The organism is Ornithinimicrobium sp. CNJ-824 (genome assembly GCF_001942405.1).
GTDB classification, from domain to species: domain Bacteria; phylum Actinomycetota; class Actinomycetes; order Actinomycetales; family Dermatophilaceae; genus Ornithinicoccus; species Ornithinicoccus kibberensis.
This window is the reverse complement of the sequence record NZ_MKKA01000011.1, coordinates 286,136-311,480: the sequence shown is the minus strand read 5'-3', so window position 1 is coordinate 311,480 and position 25,345 is coordinate 286,136. Positions and strand designations below refer to the sequence as shown.

24 protein-coding genes, 1 tRNA gene and 3 pseudogenes are annotated in these 25,345 nt (G+C 74.6%); 19 read left to right on the top strand and 9 right to left on the bottom strand.

Going from position 1 to position 25,345, the window contains the following annotated elements; translation table 11 throughout:
• Positions 1–35: 35 nt before the first annotated feature.
• Genes BJF81_RS05850 through BJF81_RS17315 form a run of 4 tightly spaced genes read left to right on the top strand, consistent with a single transcriptional unit; the run spans position 36 to position 5,180 of the window.
• Positions 36–1,325, top strand: a complete 1,290-nt coding sequence (locus BJF81_RS05850) for an MFS transporter (RefSeq protein ID WP_237770047.1) — start codon at positions 36–38, stop codon at positions 1,323–1,325.
• Complete coding sequence (locus BJF81_RS19235; RefSeq protein ID WP_237770046.1) at positions 1,322–2,998, top strand: hypothetical protein; 1,677 nt, start codon at positions 1,322–1,324, stop codon at positions 2,996–2,998. Before BJF81_RS05850 ends, BJF81_RS19235 begins: the two co-directional genes overlap by 4 nt.
• Entirely contained in the window at positions 2,965–4,986 is a 2,022-nt protein-coding gene (locus tag BJF81_RS20845) for a hypothetical protein (RefSeq protein ID WP_342447088.1), read from the top strand. Before BJF81_RS19235 ends, BJF81_RS20845 begins: the two co-directional genes overlap by 34 nt.
• Positions 4,983–5,180 carry a hypothetical protein gene (locus tag BJF81_RS17315; RefSeq protein ID WP_075957501.1) on the top strand — a complete coding sequence of 66 codons (198 nt, stop codon included), beginning with the start codon at positions 4,983–4,985 and terminating at the stop codon, positions 5,178–5,180. Before BJF81_RS20845 ends, BJF81_RS17315 begins: the two co-directional genes overlap by 4 nt.
• 86 nt (positions 5,181–5,266) lie before the next feature.
• On the opposite strand, the gene mscL is transcribed toward BJF81_RS17315, so the two are convergent.
• The 3 genes from mscL to BJF81_RS05825 form a co-directional block, all read right to left on the bottom strand.
• Positions 5,267–5,671 carry a large conductance mechanosensitive channel protein MscL gene (gene mscL / locus BJF81_RS05835; RefSeq protein ID WP_075957500.1) on the bottom strand — a complete coding sequence of 135 codons (405 nt, stop codon included), beginning with the start codon at positions 5,669–5,671 and terminating at the stop codon, positions 5,267–5,269.
• Between the two features lie 151 nt (positions 5,672–5,822).
• Positions 5,823–6,296: an SAF domain-containing protein gene (locus tag BJF81_RS05830; RefSeq protein ID WP_075957499.1), complete on the bottom strand. Its 474-nt coding sequence runs from the start codon at positions 6,294–6,296 to the stop codon at positions 5,823–5,825.
• Positions 6,297–6,518: 222 nt separating this feature from the next.
• The gene (locus BJF81_RS05825) at positions 6,519–6,881 is read right to left on the bottom strand and encodes an FmdB family zinc ribbon protein (protein ID WP_075957498.1); all 363 of its coding nucleotides are present in this window, start codon (positions 6,879–6,881) and stop codon (positions 6,519–6,521) included.
• 60 nt (positions 6,882–6,941) lie between these two features.
• Here BJF81_RS05825 and BJF81_RS21375 point away from each other — a divergent pair.
• Positions 6,942–9,640: pseudogene (locus BJF81_RS21375) on the top strand (penicillin acylase family protein).
• Positions 9,641–9,657: 17 nt separating this feature from the next.
• Here the strand turns inward: BJF81_RS21375 and BJF81_RS05815 are convergent.
• A complete protein-coding gene (locus BJF81_RS05815; protein ID WP_143780686.1) occupies positions 9,658–10,323 on the bottom strand; it encodes a 5-formyltetrahydrofolate cyclo-ligase in 666 nt (221 codons plus the stop codon).
• A 155-nt stretch (positions 10,324–10,478) separates the two neighbouring features.
• Here BJF81_RS05815 and BJF81_RS05810 point away from each other — a divergent pair, with 155 nt between their 5' ends.
• The 9 genes from BJF81_RS05810 (at position 10,479) to BJF81_RS17310 (ending at position 17,599) form a co-directional block, all read left to right on the top strand.
• Positions 10,479–11,672: a molybdopterin molybdotransferase MoeA gene (locus BJF81_RS05810; protein WP_202817435.1), complete on the top strand. Its 1,194-nt coding sequence runs from the start codon at positions 10,479–10,481 to the stop codon at positions 11,670–11,672.
• A complete protein-coding gene (gene moaC / locus BJF81_RS05805; RefSeq protein ID WP_075957496.1) occupies positions 11,669–12,148 on the top strand; it encodes a cyclic pyranopterin monophosphate synthase MoaC in 480 nt (159 codons plus the stop codon). The genes BJF81_RS05810 and moaC overlap by 4 nt, the downstream gene beginning before the upstream one ends.
• Before the next feature lie 118 nt (positions 12,149–12,266).
• Positions 12,267–12,812 (top strand): GNAT family N-acetyltransferase, encoded by a 546-nt coding sequence (locus BJF81_RS05800; protein ID WP_075957495.1) that lies wholly within the window; start codon positions 12,267–12,269, stop codon positions 12,810–12,812.
• A gap of 45 nt (positions 12,813–12,857) precedes the next feature.
• Entirely contained in the window at positions 12,858–13,820 is a 963-nt protein-coding gene (locus BJF81_RS05795; RefSeq protein ID WP_075957494.1) for a hypothetical protein, read from the top strand.
• A gap of 62 nt (positions 13,821–13,882) precedes the next feature.
• Positions 13,883–13,955 (top strand) — tRNA-Ala (locus BJF81_RS05790).
• Between the two features lie 146 nt (positions 13,956–14,101).
• Positions 14,102–15,106: an ornithine carbamoyltransferase gene (gene argF, locus BJF81_RS05785; RefSeq protein ID WP_075957493.1), complete on the top strand. Its 1,005-nt coding sequence runs from the start codon at positions 14,102–14,104 to the stop codon at positions 15,104–15,106.
• Positions 15,103–15,648 carry a PH domain-containing protein gene (locus BJF81_RS05780; protein ID WP_143780685.1) on the top strand — a complete coding sequence of 182 codons (546 nt, stop codon included), beginning with the start codon at positions 15,103–15,105 and terminating at the stop codon, positions 15,646–15,648. Before argF ends, BJF81_RS05780 begins: the two co-directional genes overlap by 4 nt.
• Complete coding sequence (locus tag BJF81_RS05775) at positions 15,645–17,213, top strand: PH domain-containing protein (protein ID WP_083664019.1); 1,569 nt, start codon at positions 15,645–15,647, stop codon at positions 17,211–17,213. The genes BJF81_RS05780 and BJF81_RS05775 overlap by 4 nt, the downstream gene beginning before the upstream one ends.
• A gap of 8 nt (positions 17,214–17,221) precedes the next feature.
• A complete protein-coding gene (locus tag BJF81_RS17310) occupies positions 17,222–17,599 on the top strand; it encodes a tetratricopeptide repeat protein (protein WP_237770044.1) in 378 nt (125 codons plus the stop codon).
• Between the two features lie 12 nt (positions 17,600–17,611).
• Here the strand turns inward: BJF81_RS17310 and BJF81_RS19210 are convergent, their stop codons facing one another.
• Genes BJF81_RS19210 through BJF81_RS19200 form a run of 3 tightly spaced genes read right to left on the bottom strand, consistent with a single transcriptional unit; the run spans position 17,612 to position 19,214 of the window.
• Positions 17,612–18,163: a hypothetical protein gene (locus tag BJF81_RS19210; RefSeq protein ID WP_237770043.1), complete on the bottom strand. Its 552-nt coding sequence runs from the start codon at positions 18,161–18,163 to the stop codon at positions 17,612–17,614.
• Positions 18,160–18,927, bottom strand: coding sequence for a phospholipid carrier-dependent glycosyltransferase (locus BJF81_RS19205; RefSeq protein WP_237770042.1), 768 nt, complete (start codon positions 18,925–18,927; stop codon positions 18,160–18,162). The genes BJF81_RS19210 and BJF81_RS19205 overlap by 4 nt, the downstream gene beginning before the upstream one ends.
• The gene (locus tag BJF81_RS19200; protein ID WP_237770041.1) at positions 18,897–19,214 is read right to left on the bottom strand and encodes a hypothetical protein; all 318 of its coding nucleotides are present in this window, start codon (positions 19,212–19,214) and stop codon (positions 18,897–18,899) included. Before BJF81_RS19200 ends, BJF81_RS19205 begins: the two co-directional genes overlap by 31 nt.
• Before the next feature lie 66 nt (positions 19,215–19,280).
• Between BJF81_RS19200 and BJF81_RS05760 the strand changes: the two genes are divergently transcribed.
• The 4 genes and pseudogenes from BJF81_RS05760 to rsmI all read left to right on the top strand — a co-directional run bounded on the left by BJF81_RS05760 (position 19,281) and on the right by rsmI (position 23,576).
• Complete coding sequence (locus BJF81_RS05760) at positions 19,281–19,997, top strand: succinate dehydrogenase cytochrome b subunit (RefSeq protein ID WP_237770040.1); 717 nt, start codon at positions 19,281–19,283, stop codon at positions 19,995–19,997.
• A pseudogene (locus BJF81_RS05755) lies at positions 19,994–21,963 on the top strand (fumarate reductase/succinate dehydrogenase flavoprotein subunit). The gene BJF81_RS05760 and the pseudogene BJF81_RS05755 overlap by 4 nt, the downstream one beginning before the upstream one ends.
• Complete coding sequence (locus tag BJF81_RS05750) at positions 21,960–22,700, top strand: succinate dehydrogenase/fumarate reductase iron-sulfur subunit (RefSeq protein WP_075957491.1); 741 nt, start codon at positions 21,960–21,962, stop codon at positions 22,698–22,700. Before BJF81_RS05755 ends, BJF81_RS05750 begins: the two are co-directional and overlap by 4 nt.
• A gap of 39 nt (positions 22,701–22,739) precedes the next feature.
• Positions 22,740–23,576 (top strand): 16S rRNA (cytidine(1402)-2'-O)-methyltransferase, encoded by an 837-nt coding sequence (gene rsmI / locus BJF81_RS05745; protein ID WP_075957490.1) that lies wholly within the window; start codon positions 22,740–22,742, stop codon positions 23,574–23,576.
• Positions 23,577–23,600: 24 nt separating this feature from the next.
• Here the strand turns inward: rsmI and BJF81_RS05740 are convergent.
• Positions 23,601–24,103: pseudogene (locus tag BJF81_RS05740) on the bottom strand (DUF427 domain-containing protein).
• A gap of 117 nt (positions 24,104–24,220) precedes the next feature.
• Between BJF81_RS05740 and BJF81_RS05735 the strand changes: the two are divergent.
• A complete protein-coding gene (locus tag BJF81_RS05735) occupies positions 24,221–24,709 on the top strand; it encodes a GyrI-like domain-containing protein (RefSeq protein WP_075957489.1) in 489 nt (162 codons plus the stop codon).
• Here the strand turns inward: BJF81_RS05735 and BJF81_RS05730 are convergent.
• Positions 24,703–25,311, bottom strand: a complete 609-nt coding sequence (locus BJF81_RS05730; protein ID WP_075957488.1) for a DUF4126 domain-containing protein — start codon at positions 25,309–25,311, stop codon at positions 24,703–24,705. The genes BJF81_RS05735 and BJF81_RS05730 overlap by 7 nt on opposite strands.
• Positions 25,312–25,345: the final 34 nt, after the last annotated feature.

Sequence of the window (25,345 nt, the reverse complement as noted above, 5' to 3'; positions counted from 1 at the left end):
CGGGAACGCTCGCCCCGCTCTGCGAGACTGCCCCGGTGACGCCCACGACCACCCCCCTGGCCGACCCGCAGAGCCAGCACGTCCAGTCGCGCACCGTGCTGACCCTCATGGGCAGCCAGACCCTCGGCGGCATCGGGGTCGCCAGCGGCATCGCGGTCGCCGCGATCGTGGCCGCGGAGGTCAGCGGCAGCGACGCGCTCTCCGGCCTGGCGACGACGACCCAGGTCCTGGGCGGGGCGCTCTTCACGATCCCGGTGGCCGCCGTCATGGCCCGGCACGGGCGCCGCCCCGGCCTGGTCATGGCCTACCTGCTCGGCACGCTGGGGGCCTTCCTGGCCATCACGGCCACCGCCACCGGCGCCTTCTGGCTGCTCCTGCTCGGCACCACCCTCTTCGGGGCGTCGACCACCGCCAACAACCAGGCCCGGTATGCCGCCACGGACCTGGCCACGCCGGAGCGCCGCGGGCGCCAGCTCAGCTGGGTCGTGTGGGCCACGACGATCGGGTCGGTGCTGGGGCCCAACCTCATCGGTCCCGGCCGGTGGATCGCCGGCCAGCTGGGCCTGCCGCCGCTGGCCGGTGCCTGGGTGCTGTCGATGGCCGGGTTCGCCCTCGCCGCGCTGCTGCTCCAGCTGCTCCTGCGGCCCGACCCGCTCCGGCTCTCCCGCGAGCTCGCCGCGCGTGCCGCCCCCGCCCAGGAGCAGGCCATGCCGGTCTCGGCACGGCGGGGGAAGGTGGGCACCGGGCTGCGCCTGATCGCCGCGACCCCGGCGGCGCTCTGGGGGACCGTCGCGCTCACCGTCGGCCACGTCGTCATGGTCGCCGTCATGGTGATGACCCCCCTGCACATGCGGCACGGGGACGCCCAGATCGAGATCATCGGCCTGGTCATCTCGCTGCACATCCTCGGCATGTACGGCCTCGCGCCGGTCGCCGGGCAGCTCACCGACCGGTTCGGCGCGGACCGGGTGGTCCTGCTGGGGGTGGCGATCCTGCTGACCTCCACGGTGCTGGCCGGCCTGTCCGCCGTCGGCTGGTCCGCCGGGCTCACCGCCGGGCTCGTCCTGCTCGGGCTGGGCTGGTCGTGCACGATGGTCGCGGGGTCGGGCACGATCGCCGGGGCCGTCCCCGTGGCCGAGCGGGCCGCGGTGCAGGGGGCGGCCGACCTCGTCATGGGACTGTCCGCCGCGTTCGGCGGTGCCCTGGCCGGCGTGGTCATGGACCTGTGGGGGTACGGGGTGCTCAACGCCGCGGCCGGGGCGGCCGCACTCGCCCTGGGCGCCTTCACGGTGGCGCGTCGTCGAGTCGTTAGCCTGGGAGCGTGACCCCGGCCCATCCATCATCCGCCCTCGACCCTGCCCGGGTGGAGGCCGTCCAGCGCGCCCGCGGACGGTGGCGGCGGGAGGTTGCCGAGCTCGGCGGGCCGAACACCCTGCTGTGGCACCGCACGTCGCTGACCGGCACGTTCGACCTCAACCTGGCCCACCCGGGCGGGGTGGCCAAGCTGCTCTCCGGCCGACCGACGCTGCTGTCCGAGCTGGTCCGCGAGCACGTCGCCTTCCTCGACGCCTCTCGTCGGATCGGGGCCATCCGGGACAAGACGTCCGAGCTGCGCCGCGAGCACGGGATGGAGACCGGGTTCCTGGCGATCGGGCTGGCGACGTGGAGCCTGCAGCGCGTGCCCGTGCCTCCCCGGGCCCCGGTGCTGCTGCGCAGCTGCCGCATCCGGCCGGTGGACGCGGCCCACTCCGACCACGTCCTGGAGCTGCACGAGGACGTCGTCTTCAACCCGGTGCTGGAGCACTACCTGCGCAGCGAGATGCACCTCGACCTGGACCCGGTGGGCCTGGCCGGGCTGTCGGCCCAGCACCACGGGTTCGACCCCCGGATGACCTACCAGGCCCTCGAGCAGCTCTGCGTGGAGCTGACCGGCTTCGCGATCGGGCCGCAGATGGTGCTCGGCACCTTCCCGTGGGCCAAGCTGCCGCTGGTCACCAGCTTCACCGGGGACCCGCACTCCCTGGCGGGCCACGACGTGGCCGCGGCCCTGGCGGGGGTCGACGTCTCCTTCCCCGGTGACGGGCCGGACCCGTCGCGGGCCGACGACCCGGCGCAGGAGCTGTCCGCGCTAGACGCGGACCGGGCCCAGCGGCTCGTCGTCGACGAGGCCTCCCGGGGCGCCGACCTGGTGCTCGACACCCCGGCCGGCACCGGCGCCACGCAGACCGTGGCCAACATCGTCGTCGCGGCCCTCTCCGAGGGGCGCAGCGTGCTCGTCTGCTCCGAGGAGCGCGCCGCCCTGGAGTCGTTGCAGCGTCGACTGGCGCACGTCGGCCTCGGGGACCTGTGCCTGCACCTGGCCGAGGACCCCGCGTCGATGCGCGCCGGGCTGGCCTCGGTGCGCCACGCCCTGGAGCACCTGCCCCGGGAGGTCCCTGCCGAGCCCGGCCCCGACCCGCTGCCGGCCCGGGCCGACGCGCTGGTGGTGCTGCGACGCGAGCACGACGTGCTGCACCACCGCCATGAGCCGTGGGGACTGTCCCTGGCCGGCGTCGAGGACGACCTGGCGGCGCTGGCCGCCCTGGAGACCCCGCCCGGCTCCCGGGTCCGGCTCTCCGCCGGGGAGCTGCAGGCCCTGGGCGAGGACGAGCTGTCCGCGGTGTCCGACGCGCTCGTGGAGGCCGCCGCGGCGGGCGCCTGGACGCGAGGACGTGGCGACGACCCCTGGTACGGCGCCCGGCTGTCCACGGCCGACGAGGCCGCCCGGGCCCAGGAGATCGTGGCCCGCATGGTGTCGGGCGCTTCGGGACCGCCCGCGAGCAGGCCGAGCGGGTCTGCCGGTCGGCCGGGATGCCGGTGCCGGTCACCCTCGAGCAGTGGGCCCACCGGCTCACGCTCGTGGCCCGCGCGAGCGAGACGCTCGACGTCTTCTCGCCGCAGATCTACGACGCCCCCCTCGACGACATGGTGGCCGCCACCGCGGCCCGCGACGAGGTGACCGGGCGGCCCGGTGCCGTGACCCGCGCCCGCCTGCGCCGCCAGGTGCGCTCCCTGCTGCGCCCCGGTACGCCCCCGAGCGACCTGCCGCAGCGGGTCCGGCGGGCCCGCGACGAGCGGGCCGAGTGGGAGGAGGTGGCCGGCCGTGCCGCCCGCCCCGCGGCCCCTGAGGGCTGGGAGGAGGCCCTGGCCGCCCACGCCCCGGTCGGGGAGGACCTGGCCTGGCTGGCGCAGGTATTCGCGTCCACCTCCGTGGGTCAGGACCTGACCACGGTCCACCTCGACACGGTGCTCGAACGGCTCGTCGGGCTGGACGCCCGGGCCGACCGGGCCCCGGTGGCGGCGGTGGCCCACCCGCTCCTGCAGCCGGTCCGGGAGCAGGGTCTCGGCGAGCTGGTCGACGACCTGGCCCGCCGGGGAGTGCCGCCGGAGCGGGTGTCCGCCGAGGTGCGCTACGTCCACCGCTCCTCGGTCCTGCTGCACCTGCGCTCCGACGCCGTCCCCCAGCAGCTGCCGGCCGCGGCCGTCCGGGACGCCGAGCGGGCCTTCCGCCGGGCCGACCGGGCCCACCTGCGGCGCAACGCCGCACGGGCACGGGTGGCCGTCCTGCGCCGCCTGGGCAGGGCCCGCGAGGCCCACGCCTCCCAGCTGGCCGCCTGGGAACGGGCCGTCGACGAGGCCGCGGTGGGAGCCATCGACCTGCGCGACCTCATCAGCCGGGCCCCCGACGTGGTCCGCGCGGCCCAGCCGGTGGTGCTCGCCTCGCCGCTCGCCGTGCCGGCCGTGCTGCCTCCCGACACCACCTTCGACCTCGTCGTCGTCGAGCGGGCCGGGCGCACGACGACCGCCCGGTCGGTGCCCGCGCTGTCCCGGGGCCGGCAGGTGCTCGTCGTCGGGGACGGCGGAGGGCCCGGGCCCGTCCCCTTCTCCGTGGTCGCCGACCCCCGTGCCGAGGGGGAGGCCGGACGGGAGGAGCCGGCCCGTTCGCTGCTCGAGGAGGCCTCGGCGGTGCTTCCCGTCCGGCACCTGCAGACCCAGTACCGCGCCCTCCACCAGGGTCTGGTCGCCCCGCTGGCCCCGCTCATGCCGGTGCCCGTGCACAGCTTCCCGGGGGTATGGCGTGCTCCCGCCGCCCGGTCCGTGGTCGCCGAGGGCAACGTCGGCGCCCAGGTCGCCCAGGCCGTCGACCTGGCCGTGGGGCAGGCCCGGCGGGACCCCGACGGCAGCCTGCTCGTGGTCACCGAGGACGACGCCACCGCCGAGGACGTGGGCATCGCGCTGCGCGCCGCGCTGGCCCGGTCGGCCTCGGAGGCCGGTGCGCCGCCCGACCCGGTGCTGGCCGGGGTCCTGGGCGACCTCGACGACCGGCCGGAACCGTGCCTGGTCCGGCCCGTCCACCGGGTGGCCGGCGAGGTGCGGGACCACGTGCTGTGGGTGACCGGCCCGCAGGCCGCCCACGACGCCCGGCGGGCGGGTGCGGTGCTGGCCGCGGCGCGGCACGGGGTCGCGGTCGTCACGCCGGTCCCGGTGGACCGGTGGCCCGCCGGACCGGGGACCGACGTCGTGCGTCAGGCGGTCGGCGCCACCGACCAGCCGCACCGGGGGTACCGGTCGGCGGTCCTGGCGGAGCTGACCCGGCGGCTGCGCGACGAGGGCCTCACCGTGGTCGAGGGCATGGGCCACGGGCCGCACGCCCTCGACCTGGCCGTGGCCGAGGACGACCGGGACGGCGCAGCGGCACGCATGGTCGTGGCCGTCGACGGTGACGTCTCGCCGCAGGCGGCCCGCACGGAGCCGGGCCGGGACGACGTGCGGCTGCGGCACGAGCAGCTCACGCGGATGGGGTGGGTCCCGCTCCGGGTGCGGGGGACCGACGTCTTCACCGACCCCGCCCGCGAGGTCGCCCGGGTCCTGGAGGCCCTCCGCGCGGCCGGTCGGCGGACGCCCCGCGACGGGGCCGCGGCCGGCGAGGGACCGGACGGCTCGTGACCGGCCCCCGTCCGCCCGCCGACCGTCCGCGCCCCCGCCGGCACCGCCGGGTCGATGCGCCGGCGACCGCCGCGGGGACGGATCCGGCGGACGACCTGCCGTCGTCGGCGGGCACGGCGGACGGCGCCACCGCCCCGCAGGACGGCGGACGGGACGCCTGGATCGTGGACCAGCGTCCTCCGCACTGGGACTGACCGGCCCGCCGGACGCACGGACGCCCCCGGCCGAGGGCCGGAGGCGTCCGGGGGCGTGGGGGACATCCCCTGCGGGTGGCTCTGGGTCAGAGCGTCCCGTCGCTGCGGCGGGCGGCGAGCAGGTCGCGGATCTCGCGCAGGGTGGCGATCTCCTCGGAGACCTCCTCCGGCTCCTCCTTGCCACGCATGCGCAGCTCGTTGAACTTGTTCATCGGCACGACGAGGACGAAGTAGACGACGAGCGCGGTGAGCAGGAAGACGATGATGGCGTTGATGATCGCCGCGAAGTCCATGTAGGTGGCCGGGTTCCCGTCGATGATCTCGAAGCCCAGCCCCTGGGCCTCGGCGCCGCCCATGGCGTTGAGCAGCGGGGTGACCAGGCTCGAGACGACCTGATCGACGACGGCCGCGAACGCGGCGCCGATGACGACGGCGACGGCGAGGTCGATGACGTTGCCGCGCATGATGAATTCCTTGAAGCCCTTCAGCAAGGCTTTCTCCTTCCGTGCGGACGCAGGGCAGCGGCCATGGCGTCCAGGGTGATTGGGGGGGTGGGCGGGCGCAGCCCTCGCGCCTCGGTCCGTGGGGCAGCCTAGCAGCGCAGGGGAGGTACCCCCCACCCGTAGGGGTGTGCCGAGAGGATCACGGACGGTGCAGGGCCACGTGCGCCGCACCTCCCAGGGGATCCGCCCGCTGGGTCGCCAGGGAGCGCGCCTGCTCGGCGTCGACGGCCACCCACGCGCCGCCCGTGCCGTCCCGCTCCGGGCCCCCCGGCCCCGCCGCGAGCACGAGGACGTCCCGGGCCAGGAACGACCCGTCCCCGGGCGACCGCAGGTCGACGCGGTCACCACCGGCGAGCGCGGCCGTGACGGCCGGCTCGGCGACCGGGACCCACACGGCGACGGTCCCGGGCTCGAGCCCGGACACGAGGTCGGCGGCCCGCACGTCGTGACGGGTCAGCACCTCGCCCGCAGCCAGGACGGAGGACGCCGGTCGGCCCACGGCCTCGTCCAGACCGCCCAGGGCCGCCTCGGGCACGGCGGTCCGCGGGACCTCACGGACCGTGAGCAGGCCGTCCGTCAGCTCCGTCCCGACCGCCACCTCCCGGACCGCCACGACGACCCGGACGCGTCGGGGACCGGACGGGACGCCGCCAGCTGGGCCACGATCCCCACGCCCAGGGCCGCCAGGGCGGCCGAGACGAAGCGCCGCGCCCGGGACCCGGACGGCCGACGGGGACGGTCGCTGCGTCGCGCGGGCGGGGGCTGTCGGCCGGGACCGGGGAAAGCATCGAGCACGCGCCGAGACTAGGCGCGGGAGGGAACGGTCCCGGGCGGTTCAGGCCGCGCCGGTGGAGGAGGACCCCGACCCGGTGGACGATGTGGACGACCCGGTGCTGCCGGCGGAGGGCTTCCCCGCGGAGGCGGTCGACCCGGCGGGCGCGGACCCGGTCCCCGTGCCGGCGGCCGTGTCCTTGGCCGGGCCGGACCCGGACGAGGAGCTGCCCGAGCCCTTTCCTCCGCCGGAGCGGGAGTCGGTGCGGTAGAAGCCCGACCCCTTGAAGACGACCCCGACCGCGCTGAAGACCTTGCGCAGCGAGCCGCCGCAGCTGGGGCACTCGGTCAGGGCGTCGTCGCTGAACGCCTGCTGGATGTCGAAGGCGTGACCGCAGTCCTTGCACGCGTACGAATAGGTCGGCACGAGCGCCCATTCTACGGGTCCTCCCGCCTGCTCCGGTACGCGTGACCTAGTCTGGAGCCCGTGTCCCGACCCGTGTGGCAGCGCGTGGCCGTGCCCCTGGTGGCGATCCTCGTGGTCGTCGTCGTGGCCACGGCCGTGCTGGGCGTCGGTCTGACCCGCAGGGCGTTCCCCCAGACGACGGGCGAGCTGGAGGTGGCCGGGCTGTCGGCGCCGGTCGAGGTCGTCCGCGACGAGCTGGGGGTCACCCATCTCTACGCCGACACCGCGGCCGACCTGTTCACCGCCCAGGGGTTCACCGCGGCCCAGGACCGGTTCTTCCAGATGGACCTTCGCCGGCACGTGGTCAGCGGCCGGCTCTCCGAGCTCGTCGGGGAGGCGGGGCTGGAGACGGACAAGGTCATCCGCACCCTCGGCTGGCGCCGGGTGGCCGAGCAGGAGCTCGCCCTGCTGGACCCGGACGTACGGGGCTACCTGCAGGCCTACGCCAACGGGGTGAACGCCTACATCGACCAGCAGGGCTCCCCGTCGCGGATGGGGCTGGAGTACGTCGTGCTCGCCCGGTCGGCGCCGGACTACCAGGTGCGGCGGTGGGACCCGGTCGACTCCCTGGCCTGGCTCAAGGCCATGGCCTGGGACCTCCGCGGGAACTACGAGGACGAGCTGACGCGCGGGCGGCTTGTCGGCCAGGTACCGCTGCCCCAGCTGGGCGAGCTCTACCCGGACTACCCCGTCGCCGACCACCCCCCGATCCTCAGCCCCGGCGAGTGGTCGCCCCCGGCCCGGCGCACGGGTCCGGACGACGCCGACTCCCGAGGAGGGACCGCGGGGGCCGTGCGCGCACCGGCGCCGGGGGAGACCGTCGACCCGGCGGAGCGGGCCCGCCTCGGCGAGGCCGTCGCCCCGCCCGGGCCCACCGGGGGGCTGACCCACGACTGGCTCGCCGACGGGGAGGCGGCGGAGGCCCTGGTCGCGGCCGGGGCGACCCTGGACGCCGTGCCCCGGCTGCTGGGGGCCGGCGAGGGCATCGGCTCCAACTCCTGGGTGGTCTCCGGCGAGCACACCGCCTCCGGGGCGCCGCTCCTGGCCAACGACCCGCACCTGGAGACCAGCCAGCCGGGCATCTGGCTGCAGGCCGGGCTGCACTGCCGCGAGGTCTCCGAGGCGTGCCCCTTCGACGTCACCGGGTTCACCTTCGCCGGGCTGCCGGGCGTGGTCATCGGGCACAACCAGGACATCGCCTGGGGCATCACCAACCTCGACCCCGACGTCACCGACTTCTACCTCGAGGACGTCGACGGCGACCGGGTGCTCCGGGGGGACGCCTACGTGCCGCTGGACGTGCGGACCGAGACGATCGAGGTCGCCGGGGGCGAGGACGTCGAGCTGACCGTGCGCGAGTCCTCGCACGGACCGATCGTCTCCGACGTCCTCGACCCGGTCGCCGCCGTCGGGACCGACGCCCCGCTGGGCGGGGTGGAGACGTCCGACGACTACGAGGTCGCCCTGGCGTGGACCGCGCTGGAGCCGGGCCGCACCGTCGAGGCGGTCTTCGCGATCAACCGGGCCGCGGGGTGGGAGGAGTTCCGCGACGCCGCCCGCCTCTTCGCGGTCCCGTCCCAGAACCTGATCTACGCGGACACCGAGGGCAACATCGGCTACCAGCGCCCGGGCTGGTGCCGGTCCGCAGGTCGGCCACGCACGGGACGCCCCCCGGGTTCTACCCCGCGCCGGGCTGGGACGAGGCCTACGCCTGGACCGGCTGGGTGGACTTCGAGGAGATGCCGCACGCGCTCAACCCGGAGGACGGGGTGATCGTCGCGGCCAACCAGGCGGTCGCCCGGGGCGCCACCCCCTTCCTCACCAGCGAGTGGGACAAGGGCTACCGCTCCACCCGGATCCTGGAGCTGCTCACGGACCGCATCGAGGCCGGGGAACCCCTGGACGTCCAGGCCATGGGCCAGGTCCAGCTGGACGACAACAACGCCTTCGCCGAGGTGCTCGTGCCCCACCTGCTCCGGCTGGACCTGGACAACGACTTCTACGCCGAGGCCCAGGACCTGCTCCGGGACTGGGACCTGACGGCGCCGGCGGAGGGTGCGCAGTCGGCCGCGGCCGCCTACTTCTACGCCGTCTACGCCAACCTGCTCGAGACTGTCTTCGACGACGAGCTGCCGCCGGACCTGGCGGCCACCGGCAACTCCCGGGCGATGCTGCTGCTGGAGGACCTGCTCGCCCGTCCGGACAGCCGCTGGTGGGACGACCGGCGCACCCCCGGCGTCGTGGAGTCGCGTGACGAGGTGATCCGCACCGCGATGGAGCAGGCCCGCCTGGACCTGACCCGGGACATCTCCAAGGACGTCGAGGACTGGACCTGGGGTCAGCTGCACCAGGTGCGGCTCGAGCACGAGGTGCTCTCCGGGGACGACGTGCCGGCGCTGGTCCGGGGGGTCTTCGGCCAGCCGGCCCGCCCGGCGGCCGGGTCCAGCGCCGTCGTCAACGCGATGAACTGGGACGCCTCGACCGGCAGCTTCGAGGTCACCTCGGCCCCCTCGATGCGGATGGTCGTCGACCTCGGGGACCTGGACGCCTCCCGGTGGGTCAACCAGACCGGCAACTCGGGTCACCCGTTCCACCCCAACCACACCGACCAGAGCAGGACCTGGCTGGAGGGCGGGACCTACCCGATGGTCTCTGGCCGCGACGCGGTGCTGGAGCGGGCCCACCACACGCTGACCCTCACGGCGGCCCCGCCCGGCTGACCGGCGGGGTCACCGCATCACCGGCAGTCGAGCCAGGTCACCCCGGTCCCCGGCCGCAGCACGCCGTCCACCCTGGCGTCGTGCGCCGCGGCCGGCATCCGGGGCACGAGCTCGTGGTCGTGCAGCACCGCGACGACGGGGGCACCGGGAGCCAGCTCCCGCAGCCGGGGCAGCGTCGTGTCGTAGTAGCCGCCCCCCTGGCCCAGGCGCACCCCGTCGCGGTCCACCGCCAGGGCGGGCACCAGGGCCACGTCCACGCCGGCGAGGACCTCCTGCCCCAACGGTGTGCGCGCCGGGTCGGCCAGGGTGGCCCACTCCAGCCGGGGCCGGGCCAGCGTGACCGGCACGAGCACGCGCACGCCGGCAGCCCGCAGCCGCGCGACCAGCAGGTCCACGGGCGGCTCGGTGCGCATCGGCTCGAAGGCGGTCACCGTGGCCCGGGCGGCGCAGGCGCCGGCCCCGCAGGCGCCGGCCCCGCCCGTCCGCCCGACGTGCTCGGTCACCACCGCCAGACCCGCCGCGGCGAGACGTCCGGCGGCCAGGTCCCGTCCCGGTCCGCCCCACCCCTCGACCAGCTCGCGCCGGGCCGCCCGCACCGCCGAGCGCCACCGCGCCTTCTCCTCCGCCACGTCCGCCCCGGGGCGGTGCTCGGGCAGGGACGGGACCTCCGGCCGGATGTTCACCAGGCCATTGTGGACCGGCTGACTACGCTGGGCGCCAGACCCCGAGCAGAAAGGCGCGCACCCATGATCAGCGTCGAGGAGCACCTCGAGAACATCCTGGAGCAGGTCCACCCCGTCGAGACCCGGACGTGCCGGTCCCCCGGGCCCACGGGCTGGTGACCACGGCCGACGCCCGCAGCCAGGTCGACCTGCCCCGTTTCGACAACTCCTCCATGGACGGGTATGCCGTGCGTCGCGAGGACCTGCGCGGCGCCTCGCCGGAGAACCCGGTCCTCCTGCCCGTGTCGGGCGACGTCGCGGCCGGCGACCCGCTCCCGCGCGAGCACGTGCCCGGCCAGGCCTGGCGGATCATGACGGGGGCCCCCATCCCGGTCGGGGCGGACGCGGTCGTCCGCGTCGAGGACACCGACGGGCACGTCCGGGAGGCCCAGTTCCGGGTCCAGCCGGAGGAGGGCGCGAACATCCGCCGGGCGGGGGAGGACGTGCGGGCGGGCGAGGTCGTGCTGCCCGCCGGCACCCGGGTCGGGGCCCCGCAGCTGGCCGCCCTGGTCTCGGCCGGGGTGGAGCAGGTGGAGGTTGTCGGCCCCGTCCGGGTCGTGGTCCTGTCCACCGGCGACGAGCTGGTGCCGGTCGGCGAACCCGTCGGCCCGGGCCAGATCGTGGACTCCAACGGGCCCATGCTGGAGGCGCTGGTCCGCGAGGCCGGGTTCTTCCCCGTGCACGTGGGTTCCCTGCCCGACGACGAGTCCGCGACGAAGAAGGAGATCAAGCACCACCTCGACCACGCGGACGCCATCATCACGACCGGCGGGGTGAGCAAGGGGGCCTACGACATCGTCAAGAAGGTGCTCAGCGGGGAGGGCACGACCGAGTTCGTCGAGGTGGCCATGCAGCCCGGCAAGCCGCAGGGGTTCGGCGTCCTCGGCAAGCGCAAGGTCCCCGTCTTCACGCTGCCGGGCAACCCGGTGAGCGCCCTGGTCAGCTTCGAGGTCTTCGTCCGTCCCGCGCTGGAGCGCAGGGCCGGCCGGCGGGTCAGCGACAGCAACACCACGGGGCTGGTCACCACGGGCTGGCGCAGCGCCTCGGACCGCAGGACCTACACCCGGGTTCGGATCTCGCGCGACGTCACGGGGGAGTATGCGGTGGAGCCGGTCGGAGGGGCGGGGTCGCACCTGGTGGCCGGGCTGGCGATGGCCGACGCCCTGGCGGTCAGCGGGGCGGACGAGGAGGAGGTGACCGCCGGCTCCCAGGTCGAGCTGGTCCTGCTGCGGCCGCGCCGGGAGATCGACGGCCGGCTCTCGGCGGAGGAGTCCGACGCCGGCACCACCGGCGACGGGGGCGAGGCGTGACCGCCGACGGCCTGACCCACCTGCGCGCCGACGGGACGGCGCACATGGTCGACGTCACCGGCAAGGCGGTCACCGCACGCACCGCGAGCGCCGCCGGGCGGGTGCGTCTGGCGCCGGCCGCCGTCCAGGCCCTGCGCTCGGGCACGGTGCCCAAGGGGGACGCCCTCGGGGTGGCGCGGATCGCCGGGATCCAGGCGGCCAAGCGCACCCCCGACCTCGTGCCGCTGTGCCACCCCGTGGCCGTCCATGGGGTGGAGGTCGACCTCGCCGTGGACGACGACGGCGTGGAGATCACCGCGACGGTCCGCACCGCGGACCGGACGGGCGTGGAGATGGAGGCGCTGACCTGCGTCAGCGTGGCCGCCCTGGCGCTCGTCGACATGATCAAGGCCGTGGACCGGGCGGCCGTCGTCACCGACGTCCGGGTGACCGCCAAGTCCGGCGGCCGGTCGGGGGACTGGGTCCGGCCACGGTGACCTGGTCGTGGCCGGTCTCCCTCCGCACCGCCCTGCCCGGCGGTGCGGCGCTGGTCCTGCGCCCGCTCGCCAGGTCCGACCGGGGGGCCTGGGAGGAGGTCCGGGCGCGCAACGCCCGGTGGCTGGCCCCCTGGGAGTCGACGGTCCCGGGCCGCCCCGGCCCCCCCGCCACCTTCTCCCGCCTGCGGCGCAGCTGGATCGCTCCGCCCGGGACGGCCTGCTGCTGCCCTTCGTCGTCGACGTGGACGGCCGCCTCGTCGGCCAGGTGCAGCTCTTCGACGTCCTCGGGGGTGCCCGCTCCAGCGGGCTGGCGGGCTACTGGCTCGACGAGCGCGCGACCGGGCACGGGTACGCCACCTGGGCCGTCGCCCTGCTGCTCGACCACGCCCTGGGCCCGGTGGGCCTGCACCGCGTCGAGGTGGCCATCCGGCCGGAGAACGAGGCCAGCCTGGCGGTCGCGGCCCGTCTGCGGCTGCCCGAGGAGGGGTTGCGCCGCGGCTTCATGCACGTCGACGGTCGATGGGCCGACCACCGGGGCTTCGCGGTCGTGGCCGAGGACCTGGGGCCGGGCGGGTACGCCGACGGCGGCCTGGTCGGCATGCTGCGCCGGGAGCACGGTCCCGCGAGCACCACGAGAAACTTGCGCGACACTCCGCCCGCCTGACCCGCGGTCCGGGGACGGCCCCCTAGCGTGGCGCACGTGCCCAGCGTGAGCAGTCTGATCTTCGTCGTCATCCTGGCGGTGTGGGCTGTCTACCTGGTCCAGCACTGGGTCCGTCGCCGCGACCATCTGGCCACCGCGCGGTCGGTCGACCGGTTCTCCGAGGCGATGCGGGTGCTGGAGCGCAGGCGGGCCCTGCCGCGTCCCGAGACCGTCGAGGTGGCCCCCCGCGCCTACGACACCTCCCCGCTGCGCCCCGCGCGCCCCGAGGTCGTGGTCAAGCGCACCGACGCCCCTGGACGGGTCGCGCCCGCGGTCCACGGCGCCCGTGCCGTGGCGCCGCCGCCGGGCCTGCGGCGCGCTCGCTTCGCCAACCGTCTCCGGGGGACGGCCCTCCTGGTCTCCTCCGTCGTCCTCGTCGCCGCGAGCGGGCTGGCCATGGTCGGCACGCTGCCCCGGTGGTCCGCCCTGGCGGCGGTCGCCTTCCTCGGCCTGACCGTCGGCGTCGTGCGCTGGTCCGCCGCCCAGGAGCGCGCGGCCCGTCGTCGCCCGGCCCGGGAGTCGGCGCGGCCGGCGACGAGCCCGGACCGTCCGGGCCGTCCCGACCACGGTGCCCCCGGGCGCGGCGCCCCCGGGCACGTCCTGGCGGCGCAGTCGCTGGCGGTCACGACCCGGCCGGCGGCGCGCCGTTCGGGGGCCCGGCGCAGCGTCGTCGCGGCCGACCGCCGCCCGGCTCCGCAGCTCTACGACGTGGCGGCCGTCGAGGCCGACGCCGGCCCGGCGCCGGCCCGTGGCGACGCGCCTGCCGCCACCGGACGCGGGGCCACCCCGCGGGACGGTGCCGACGCCGGCACCTGGGACCCCGTGCCTGTCCCGCCGCCCACCTACGCGCTCAAGGCGAAGTCCTCGCGGACGGGGACGGCGGGGGAGTCGGCGCTGCCCGCCGACGGCACCGTCATGGCCCTGGAGGAGGAGTTCGAGGAGCTGCCGCACGTCGACCGCGTGGGCTGAGCCGCCCCTGGCCGCGGGTTGGGTGCCCGCTTCCGGCGGTGCTAGAGTATGGACCCGCACACGGGGCTGTGGCGCAGTTGGTAGCGCGTCTCGTTCGCAATGAGAAGGCCAGGGGTTCGAATCCCCTCAGCTCCACCGGACAGGGTCCGGTCCCTCCGCCCGAGGGGCCGGGCCCTTCGTCGTGCGGGGGTCGACCCGGCGCCGGCGGCGCGGGGTAGGCTCGGCTCTCCGGCGGACCCGGCCCGCCGGCCACCCCACCCGGCCCGAGCGAGGAGATGCACATGGCGGTCAACCTGCGGGGACGCAGCCTCCTGTCGCTGGTGGAGGAGAGCCCGGCCGAGATCAAGCACCTCGTCGACCTGGCGCACGACCTCAAGCGGGCCAAGACCTCGGGCCAGGAGCGTCCGCTGCTCGGGGGACGCTCGGTGGCCCTGGTCTTCGAGAAGACCTCCACCCGCACGCGGTGCGCGTTCGAGGTCGCGGCCGCCGACCAGGGGGCGTCCACGACCTACCTGGACCCGCGCAGCACCCAGATCGGCCACAAGGAGTCGATCAAGGACACCGCCCGGGTGCTGGGCCGGATGTTCGACGCCATCCAGTACCGCGGCTCCAGCCAGGCCAAGGTGCAGGAGCTGGCCGACCACGCCGGGGTCCCGGTCTACAACGGGCTGACCGACGAGTGGCACCCGACCCAGATGCTCGCCGACGCGCTGACGATGACCGAGCACACCCACAAGCACCGGCACGAGACCGCCTTCGCCTACCTGGGCGACGCCCGCAACAACATGGGCCACAGCCTGCTGCTCCTCGGGGCCAAGCTGGGCATGGACGTGCGCATCGGTGCGCCCGACGGTCTCCAGCCGGCCGGTCCCGTCGTGGAGCTGTGCCGGGGGATCGCCGAGGAGACCGGCGCCCGCGTCACGATCACCGACGACCCGGTCGAGGCGGTCCGTGGCGTCGACTTCGTGCACACCGACGTGTGGGTGTCGATGGGCGAGCCGGTCGAGGCCTGGGGGGAGCGGATCGAGCGCCTGCTGCCCTACCAGGTCAACGCCGACCTCATGGCGGCCACGGACAACCCCCGGGCCCGGTTCATGCACTGCCTGCCGGCCTTCCACGACACGGACACCGACGTGGGCCGCGAGCTGATGGGGCGTCATCCCGAGCTCGCCGGCGGCCTGGAGGTCACCGACGAGGTCTTCGAGTCCTCCGCGAGCATCGTGTTCGACCAGGCGGAGAACCGGCTGCACACGATCAAGGCGCTCATGGTCGCCACCCTGACGTGACCGGGGCGGGCCAGGAGAGGGAGCACATGGGCACGGGGGAGCGGTCCGGCGGGCCGACCGCCCTGCGCGAGCCGGCGCACCGGGTCAGTCCGCGGGCGGTGCGCTACTGGGTGGTCAACGGGCTCGTCGGCGGGGTCCTCACCTGGGTGGTCCTCTTCACGATCTACTCCTTCCTGCCCGACTCCTGGGGCCGCTGGCTGGGTCCGCTGTTCGTGCTCGTCATGGTCGCCAACCTGGCCGACGTGACCCTGGAGCCGATCGTCCGCTACCGCCGGACCAGGTGGGAGGTCACCGGGGACAAGGTCTTCGCCCAGACCGGGTGGCTCTCCCGCGACCAGCGGATCGCGCCCCTGTCCCGGGTGCAGACCGTCGACACCCACCGGGGCGCGATCATGCGGCTGTACGGGCTGGCCAACGTCACGGTGACGACGGCCTCCGCGGCCGGCCCCATCACCCTGCCCTGCCTCGACAGCGACGTCGCCGACCGGGTGACCGCCGACCTGGCCCGGATCACCGGGCAGACGCGGGGCGACGCGACGTGAGCCTGTCGGACCTGCCGCCGCCGACCGGCGACCCGGTGGTGCCGGCGGTCGCGGGCGCGGAGTGGCAGCGGCTCAGCCCCCGGATGCTGCTGGTGCACCCGGTGCGCGGCCTGGGGTCGATGCTCGTCCCGCTGCTCATCGCCTTCTTCATCGGCCGGGGCGAGGACGGGTCCTGGTGGATCTGGCTCGCCGTCGTGGGTGGCGCCCTCGCCCTGGTCGCCGGCACGGTCTCCTGGTTCATCACCCGCTACCGGGTGACCGAGGCCCAGCTGCAGCTGCGCACCGGGCTGCTCAGCCGCCGCGTGCTCACGGCACCGCTCGACCGGGTGCGCAGCGTGGACATCGAGTCCACCCCGGTGCACCGCGTGCTCGGCCTGGCCACGGTCAAGGTCGGCACGGGCGTCGACAGCAGCCGGATCGAGCTCGACGGGCTGGCCCGAGACCAGGCCGCGGCCATGCGCACCTTCCTGCTCTCCCGCTCGGGCGTGGCCGCGCGCCCGGCGGCCGGCACGGCATACCCGTCCCAGCAGTGGGCGGACGGCGACCAGGGTGCACCGGTCGCCGACGGTGCCGAGCTCGCCCGGATCGACTGGGGCTGGCTGCGCTACGCCCCGTTCAGCCTCTCCAGCCTCGTCGTGGTCGCGGGCGTGGCCGGCGTCCTGGCCCAGTTCGGCGACGACGTCCCGGTCGACGAGGTCGCCGTGGCCCAGCAGGCCTGGGCGTGGGTGCTGGCCCAGGCGGTCGCCGTCCTCGTCGTCGCGGCCGTCGTGGGGGTCGTCCTCGGCTGGGTGGTGCTCTCGACGGCGAGCTACGTGATGACCTGGTGGAACCTGCGCGTGGTCCGGGAGCCGGGCGGCAACCTGCGGGTGACGCGCGGCCTGCTCACCACGCACAGCCAGACGGTCGAGCGGGAGAAGGTGCGCGGGGTGCGGATGGGCGAGCCCTTCCTCCTGCGCTTCGTCCGCGGCGCCGAGCTGACCGCCATCGCGACCGGCATCGGCAGCGGCGGCACCACCCGGGTGCTGCCCCCCGCGCCCCGGACCGTGGTCACCCGGGTCGGGCACGACCTGCTGGAGGAGAACGGGCCGCTGACGACCGCCCTCGTGGGCCACGGCCCCCGGGCGCGCCGCCGGATCCACGTGCGCGGCCAGTGGGCGACCCTGGCGTTGACCACCCTGACCGCGGTGCCGACCTGGGGCGTCGACCGCTGGTGGTTCGCCGGGTGGCCGGACTGGCTGCCGGTCGCGGTGCTCCTGGGCGTGGGCGCCGCCAGCGCGCTGCTCGCCGAGGCCTCGTGGCGCAACCTCGGCCACGCGTTGACCCCGCGGCACCTCGTCGTCCAGACGGGCGCGGTCGTGCGCACGCGCGAGGTGCTCGAACGGGCCGGGGTCATCGGGTGGGTCGTCCACCAGAGCTTCTTCCAGCGACGCCGGGGTCTGTGCCACCTGACCGCGACCACGGCCGCCGGCTCCGAGCAGGTGGTCGTCCCCGACGTGCCCCTGGAGGTCGCCGTCCGGCTCGCGCGGAGGGCCACCCCGGGAATGCTGGAGGACGTCCTGGCGTAGTTCCTGCCATGGACGACATGGAGCGGATGCTGCGCGGCGTGGACGCCGTCGAGCTGCCCGCCGACGAGGACCTGGACGACCACGCGCGCTACGACCGGGCCACCTTCCTGTTCGAGGCCAAGGCCTACTCGCGGGCCGTGGAGCTGCTGACGCCGCTGGTCGAGGACAACCCCGGCAACGCCGAGATCCGCCTGCTGCTGGCCCGGGCGCACTACCACTCCGCCGCCCTGGGCCGCGCCGAGGAGGTCCTGCGCGGCCTGCTCGAGCGGTGGCCGACCGACGCCTACGCCCACCTCCTGCTCGCGCGCACCCTGCAGCGGGCGGGCCGGGCGCAGGAGGGCGCCCCCCACCTGAAGATGGCCGAGGCGATGGGGCTGGAGGCCTGAGGCGGCCGTCGCCTAGTTCCAGAAGTCGAAGAACATCCGCCAGTCCCACTGCTCGCGCGGCAGCACGACCGCCGCGTGCACCGGGTAGTACCAGGCGAACCAGGCCGCGGCGAGGACGACGTAGCCGACGACGACCGCCGCCCCCCACCGGCGCCGCCGGGCCGGCGCGTCCGCGGGGCCCAGGACGAGCGCCAGGCAGGCGACGACCACGAGCACCAGCCACGGCACGAACGCCACCGCGTAGAAGCTGTAGATCGTGCGCGTCTGGTAGAGGAACCAGGGCAGCCAGCCGGCCACGACCCCGGACAGGGCCGCCCCGGCCCGCCAGTCCCGTCCCAGCAGCCACAGGAAGGCCACCACGAGCAGACCGGCGCTCGCCCCCCACCAGACCAGGACGTTGCCCAGGGACGCGACGTAGCTGACGCAGTCGGCCGCCTCGCAGCCCATCTCCCCCCGGGTGGGCCACTCGGCGTAGAAGAGCGTCGGGCGCCACTGGACCGTCCACCCCCACGGGTTGGAGCTCCACTTGTGCTCGTTCTGCAGGCCGACGTGGAAGGTCATCATCTCCACGTGGTAGGCCCACAGGGACCGCAGGCGTCCGGGACGAGGGCGGCCGGGCTCCCGTCGGCGACCGGGTTCTGCGCCGCCCACCCCCGCTTCCAGCCACCCTCGGTGGCGAACCAGCCGGCCCAGGTGGCCACGTAGGTGACCAGGGCGACCGGCACCATCGACAGGAAGGCCGGTATGCCGTCGCGCACCACGGTCCCGGTCGCCCACCCGGGTGCGCCGGCGGCGCGCCGGGCACCGAGGTCCCACCACACGGTCATCAGCCCGAACACGGCGAGGAAGAACAGGCCGGACCACTTCGTGCCGACGGCCAGCCCCAGGCTGACCCCGGCCGCGACCCGCCACCAGCGCATGCCGAGGGAGGGTCCCCACCACCGGGCCCAGCGCCGCCACGGCGACCGGGGCACCGGCTCGGCCCGGGTCCGGGCCTCCCACCGCGGCCATCGGCGCGCGAGCCGGGACCGCGCCTGCTCCCGGTCCAGGAGCAGCAGGAGGAAGGCGAGCAGGACCCACCACATGAGGAAGACGTCGAGCAGCCCGATCCGGGACTGGACGAAGTGGTGCCCGTCCACCGCGAGCAGCGCGGCCGCGGCCACCGACAGCAGGGCGTTGTGCCACAGGTGCCAGGCCACCCGCCCCAGGACCAGGATGGACAGCGTGCCGACCACGGCCGAGGCCAGCCGCCAGCCGGCCGGGTCCTCCGGGCCGGTCAGCAGCTGGCCCAGGGCGATCATCCACTTGCCGGCCGGAGGGTGGACCACGAGGTCGGGCAGCGCCCCGAAGCGTCCGGGTCGCCGGCGTTCCAGAGCACGTCCGGCTCCTCCAGGCCCTCCCTGACCTCGCGCTCGTGGCCGTACCGGACCAGCGACCACGCCTGCTTGACGTAGTAGGTCTCGTCGAAGACCAGGCGTGCGGGCTGGTCGAGCCGGACGAAGCGCAGGACGCCGCCGACCAGGGTCGCCAGGAGGATCCCCACCCAGGCCCACCGGTCCTGCCTCCCCCGTCGGGGAGGGGCGGGCCCGAGCAACCTGGCCCGCAACGACTCCATACCGGCATCGTAGGTGCAGGGCGGGTCCGCGACCGGCCCCACGGACGGGGGTAGTAGCCTGCCCCCGTGGCCACAACAACTGCTCCCGCGCGCGAGGCCCGGACCGGGCCTCCCAGCATCCTGCTGAAGACCGTCATGGCCGTGACCGGCCTCGTGGGCATCGCCTACCTGCTGATCCACATGTACGGCAACCTCATGATCCTCGTGGGGCCGGAGGCGTTCGACGAGTACGCCCACCACATCCGGACCTTCGGCGAGCCGATGCTCCCCGAGAAGGGCCTGCTGTGGATCATCCGGGTCGCCCTGCTGGCCTCGCTCGTGCTGCACGTGTGGGCCGCGGCGACGATGTGGCGCCGGGCCAACGCGGCCCGCAGCCAGCGCTACGTCATGACCCGCCGCGGCTACGGCAACTTCTACGCCAAGGCGATGAGGTGGGGCGGGCTGGCCATCCTGACCTTCATCATCTTCCACGTGCTGCACTTCACCACCCAGACCGTCACCATCGGCGAGGCGCACGCCTCCCCGGCCGCGCGCGTGCTGGACACCTTCAGCCACTGGTGGGGCGTGCTGATCTACCTGGCGGCGATGATCTTCCTGGGCCTGCACCTGCTGCACGGCTTCTGGGGGGGCGGCCATGACGATGGGGCTGAACTCCTCGCTCAAGCGCGCAGAGCAGATCCGGTTCGCCTCCATCCTGGTGACCACCATCATCGTGGTGGGCTTCATGATCCCGCCGTTCGCCATCCTGTTCGGGCTTCTCGACTGAGGACTGCTGACCTATGACTGACATGCTGATCGAGGGCCTCTACCGCGAGGGTGAGCCGATCGCCGACACCAAGGCCCCGGCCGGTGACATCTCCCAGAAGTGGACCACCCGCCAGTTCGAGGCGGCCCTGGTCAACCCCGCCAACCGGCGCAAGCTGTCGGTGATCATCGTGGGCACCGGCCTGGCCGGTGCCGCGGCCGGGGCGACCATGGGCGAGGCGGGCTACAACGTCAAGTCCTTCTGCTACCAGGACAGCCCGCGCCGGGCCCACTCGATCGCCGCGCAGGGCGGGATCAACGCCGCGAAGAACTACAAGGGCGACGGCGACTCGGTCCACCGGCTCTTCTACGACACGGTCAAGGGCGGCGACTACCGCTCCCGCGAGACCAACGTCTACCGCCTGGCGGAGGTCAGCGCGAACATCATCGACCAGTGCGTGGCCCAGGGCGTGCCGTTCGCCCGCGAGTACGGCGGGCTGCTCGACAACCGTTCCTTCGGCGGGGTGCAGGTCTCCCGCACGTTCTACGCCCGCGGCCAAACCGGTCAGCAGCTGCTCATCGGCGCCTACCAGGCCCTCGAGCGGCAGATCGCGGCCGGCACCGTGCAGATGTACGCCCGGCACGAGATGCTCGAGCTCGTCGTCGTCGACGGGGTGGCCCGCGGCATCATCGCCCGCGATCTGGTCACCGGGGAGATCGAGACCCACCTGGCCGACGCCGTCGTGCTCGCCTCCGGCGGCTACGGCAACGTCTTCTTCCTCTCCACCAACGCCATGGGGTCCAACGTCACCGCCAACTGGCGGGCCCACCGCAAGGGCGCCTACTTCGGCAACCCCGCCTACACGCAGATCCACCCGACCTGCATCCCGCAGAGCGGCGAGCACCAGTCCAAGCTGACGCTGATGAGCGAGTCGCTGCGCAACGACGGCCGGATCTGGGTGCCCAAGCGGGCCGAGGACTGCGACAAGGACCCCCGGGAGATCCCCGAGGAGGACCGCGACTACTACCTGGAGCGGATCTACCCCGGCTTCGGCAACCTGGTCCCGCGCGACATCGCCTCCCGGCAGGCCAAGAACATGTGCGACGAGGGCCGTGGCGTCGGCCCCGAGGTCGACGGCGTCCGCCGCGGCGTCTACCTCGACTTCGCCGACGCCATCGGCCGCCTCGGCGAGGAGGCGGTCCGGTCCAAGTACGGCAACCTCTTCGACATGTACGAACGCATCACCGGGGAGAACCCCTACGAGGTGCCGATGCGCATCTACCCGGCCGTGCACTACACGATGGGCGGCCTGTGGGTCGACTACGACCTGCAGTCGACCATCCCCGGGCTGTTCGTCACCGGCGAGGCCAACTTCTCCGACCACGGGGCCAACCGGCTGGGGGCCTCGGCCCTCATGCAGGGCCTGGCCGACGGCTACTTCGTGCTGCCGAACACCATCCGCGACTACCTGGCCAAGGGCCGTTCGAGGCGATCGGCGAGGACCACCCCGCCGTCGTCGAGGCCCACCAGCAGGTCGCCGACCGGGTGGAGCGGCTGCTGTCGATCAACGGCAGCCGCACGGTGGACTCCTTCCACAAGGCCCTGGGCAAGATCATGTGGGAGAAGTGCGGCATGGAACGCACCGAGGAGGGTCTGCGCGAGGCCATCGACGAGATCCGCGAGCTGCGCGCCGAGTTCTGGCGCGACGTGCGGGTCCTGGGCGCCGCGGACACGCTCAACCAGTCCCTGGAGAAGGCCGGCCGGGTGGCCGACTTCCTCGAGCTGGGCGAGCTGATGTGCATCGATGCCCTCCACCGGCGGGAGTCCTGCGGCGGCCACTTCCGGGCCGAGTCGCAGACCGAGGACGGCGAGGCGCTGCGCCACGACGACGAGTACGCCTACGTCGCGGCCTGGGAGTGGGGCGGGGACGACCAGCCCCCCGTGCTCCACAAGGAGGACCTCGTCTACGAATTCATCGAGCTCAAGCAGAGGAGCTACAAGTGAGGCTCGCCCTGAAGATCTGGCGGCAGGACCGCCCGCAGGCCAAGGGCCAGATGGTCCGCTACGACATCGACGGGGTCTCGGAGGACAGCTCGTTCCTGGAGATGCTCGACCTGCTCAACGAGCAGCTCATCGCCAAGGGCGAGGAGCCGGTGGCCTTCGACTCCGACTGCCGCGAGGGCATCTGCGGCCAGTGCGGCGTCGTCATCAACGGCGAGGCGCACGGACCTGAGCGGACCACGACCTGCCAGCTGCACATGCGCTCCTTCAAGGACGGCGACGAGATCGTCGTCGAGCCCTGGCGGGCCGACCCCTTCCCGGTGCTCAAGGACCTCGTCGTCGACCGGTCGGCCTTCGACCGGATCATCCAGGCGGGCGGCTTCATCTCGGCCAACACCGGGTCGGCCCCGGACGCGCACGCGACCCCGGTGCCCAAGGAGCACGCCGACCGGGCGTTCATGGCCGCCGAGTGCATCGGCTGCGGCGCCTGCGTCGCCGCCTGCCCCAACGGCTCGGCCTCGTTGTTCATGGGCGCCAAGATCACCCACCTCGGCGAGCTGCCCCAGGGCCAGCCGGAGCGGGACGCCCGGGTGGTCTCGATGACCGCGCAGCACGACGCCGAGGGCTTGGGCGGCTGCACCAACCTCGGCGAGTGCACGCGGGCCTGCCCCAAGGGCATCCCGCTCAACGTGATCTCGCAGATGAACGCCGACCTGCGGCACGCCGGCTACGGCCGCTGACGCGCACGGACCGGCGGCGGCACGGCATACCCTCCAGGTATGAGCTCCGCCGCCCTGGTCCTGGCCGCCACCCCCATCGGCGACGCCCGGGACGCCAGCCCCCGCCTGCTGGAGGAGCTCGCGGGGGCCGACGTCGTCGCGGCGGAGGACACCCGGCGCCTGCGCCGGCTGGCCGAGCGGCTCGGGATCGAGGTCGGCGGTCAGGTGGTCAGCTACCACGAGCACAACGAGGCGACCAAGACCCCCGAGCTCGTGGCCCGGGTCGCCGGCGGGTCCCGCGTCGTGCTGGTGACCGACGCGGGCATGCCCTCGGTCTCCGACCCGGGCTACCGGCTCGTGTCCGCCTGCGTCGAGGCCGACCTGCCGGTCACCTGCGTGCCGGGCCCCTCGGCGGTCCTCATGTCGCTGGCCGTCTCCGGGCTGCCCGTCGACCGGTTCTGCTTCGAGGGGTTCCTGCCGCGGAAGGCGGGGGAGCGGGCCCGGGCGCTGCAGGCCCTCGCCGAGGAGCCGCGCACGATGGTCTTCTTCGAGGCGCCGCACCGGCTCGCGGCGACGTTGACCACGATGGCCGAGGTGCTCGGGCCCGAGCGCCCCGCGGCCGTGTGCCGGGAGCTGACGAAGACGTACGAGGAGGTGCGGCGGGGCGGGCTGTCCGAGCTCGCGGGATGGGCGGCCGAGGGCGTCCGCGGCGAGATCACCGTGGTCGTGTCGGGCGCGGACCCGGCGGCGACGGCCGTGGGGGTGGACGAGGCCGTCGCCCAGGTGCTGGCCAGGGTCGAGGGCGGGGAGCGGCTCAAGACCGTGTGCCGGGAGGTGGCGGCGCGGACCGGGCTGTCTGCCAAGGTGCTCTACGACACCGCGCTCGGGTCCCGGTAGCGGGCGACCGGTCCTCCCCGGCCCTCACCAGCCCCACGTCCCCGGCTCCCCCTTGAACGGGCCGACGACGGCCGAGGTGATCCAGCCGCCGTAGAAGCCGCCGGGCTGGGGCGCCACCACCTCCCCGTCCACGAGGCACCGGTCCACCAGGCCCGGGTAGAGGGCCACGTGGTCGCGCAGCGCCTCGAACCCGGGCGAGGGGTCCGGGTAGGTCCAGGCCGCGCGGACCGCGGTGCGGCCCCCCGCCACCAGGTCCAGGTAGGACGCCGCCCCCTTCCACTCGCAGAACGAGCTCCCCCCGGTCGGGCGGAGGACGCCGGGGACGAACGCGGCCCGCGGAAGGTAGTAGGTCGGGGGGTGGCTGGTCTCCAGGACCCGCAGCGACCGGGTGGTCCGCGCGACGTCGTCCCGCCGAGCTCGACCACCACGAGCGCCTCGCTGGGCTCCACACGTGGTGGCCGGGGGTAGTCCCACACCGACTCCTGGCCCGGACCGGGCCTCCCGGGGCGCGGGTGCCTGCGCTGCATACCGTCTCCTGCCGTCCGACCTCACCTCCCCAACGGTCGACCGTCGCAGGCCGTTCCCCCACGACCGGCCGAGGAGTAGCGTCGGACCCCGGAGACGGACCACGACGAGGAGCGACCATGAGCACCGAGCACACCCTCGAGGACCCCCGGATCGTCACGCTCGACCCGGTGACCACGGCCGCCGTCCGTGCGACCGTGCGGATGGAGGCGCTGCGGACCTTCTTCGACAACTCCTTCAGCCTGCTCTTCGCCACGCTGGGGGAGCAGCGGACGGAGCCCGCCGGTGCCCCGTACGCCCGCTACCGGGGCGAGCCCACCGAGACCGTCGACGTCGAGGTCGGGATCCCCGTGGGTGCCGCGATCACCGGGGACGGGGACGTGCGCCCCTCGGAGCTGCCCGGCGGGGAGGTCGTCACCGCCACCCACGTCGGCCCCTACGACGGCCTGGGGGACTCCTACCGACGGCTGGCGGGCTGGATCGGGGAGCAGGGCCGCACCCCGTCGTCCTCGATGTGGGAGGTCTACCTCACCGAGCCCGGGCCGGACGTGGACCCCGCCGGCCTGAGGACGCAGATCTGCTGGCCGCTGGCCGAGCAGGCTCAGTAGCCCGCGTCGGCCATCAGCTCGTCGGTGCGCCGTCGCCGCCCCGACGCCCGGCGCCACAGGACCCACAGCCCCCACAGCAGCAGGAGCAGCAGGAAGATCACGAGCACGGGCAGGAAGACCGCCACCAGGGACAGGGTGACGGCCGCCCCGTCCTCGGCCGCGGACACCACGGGGGTGCCCAGCCCGCCCGTCCCGACGTTGACGGCAGGACGGGTGACGGCCTTGCCCGTGTGCACGATCCCGGCGGTGACGATGCCCAGCAGCACCCCCACCCAGGGGTTGTCGGCCATGAAGGTCGAGCCCTGCTCGAAGTCCTCGGCCGCGGTCGTCGCGGCGAAGATCAGCCCGCCGGTCGCCGGTCGCACAAACGTGCCCACCGCGTCGTTGACGTGGTCGACGACGGCGATCTTGTCGAGAACCACCTCGGAGAGCAGGAGGGCGCCCGCGATGCCGATCGCCCACCAGGACTCGATCCAGGCGTACTGGTGGGGCAGGTCGATGACGCCGGTGAACCGCGCGACGAGCGCGACGACGAGGAACGGGATGTAGGCGTTCAGCCCGGCCGCTGCGGACAGGCCGGCGCCGGTGAGGGCGGCGAGCACGTGGTGGCCTCCTTGCTCGGGCGCGCCCCGGGCG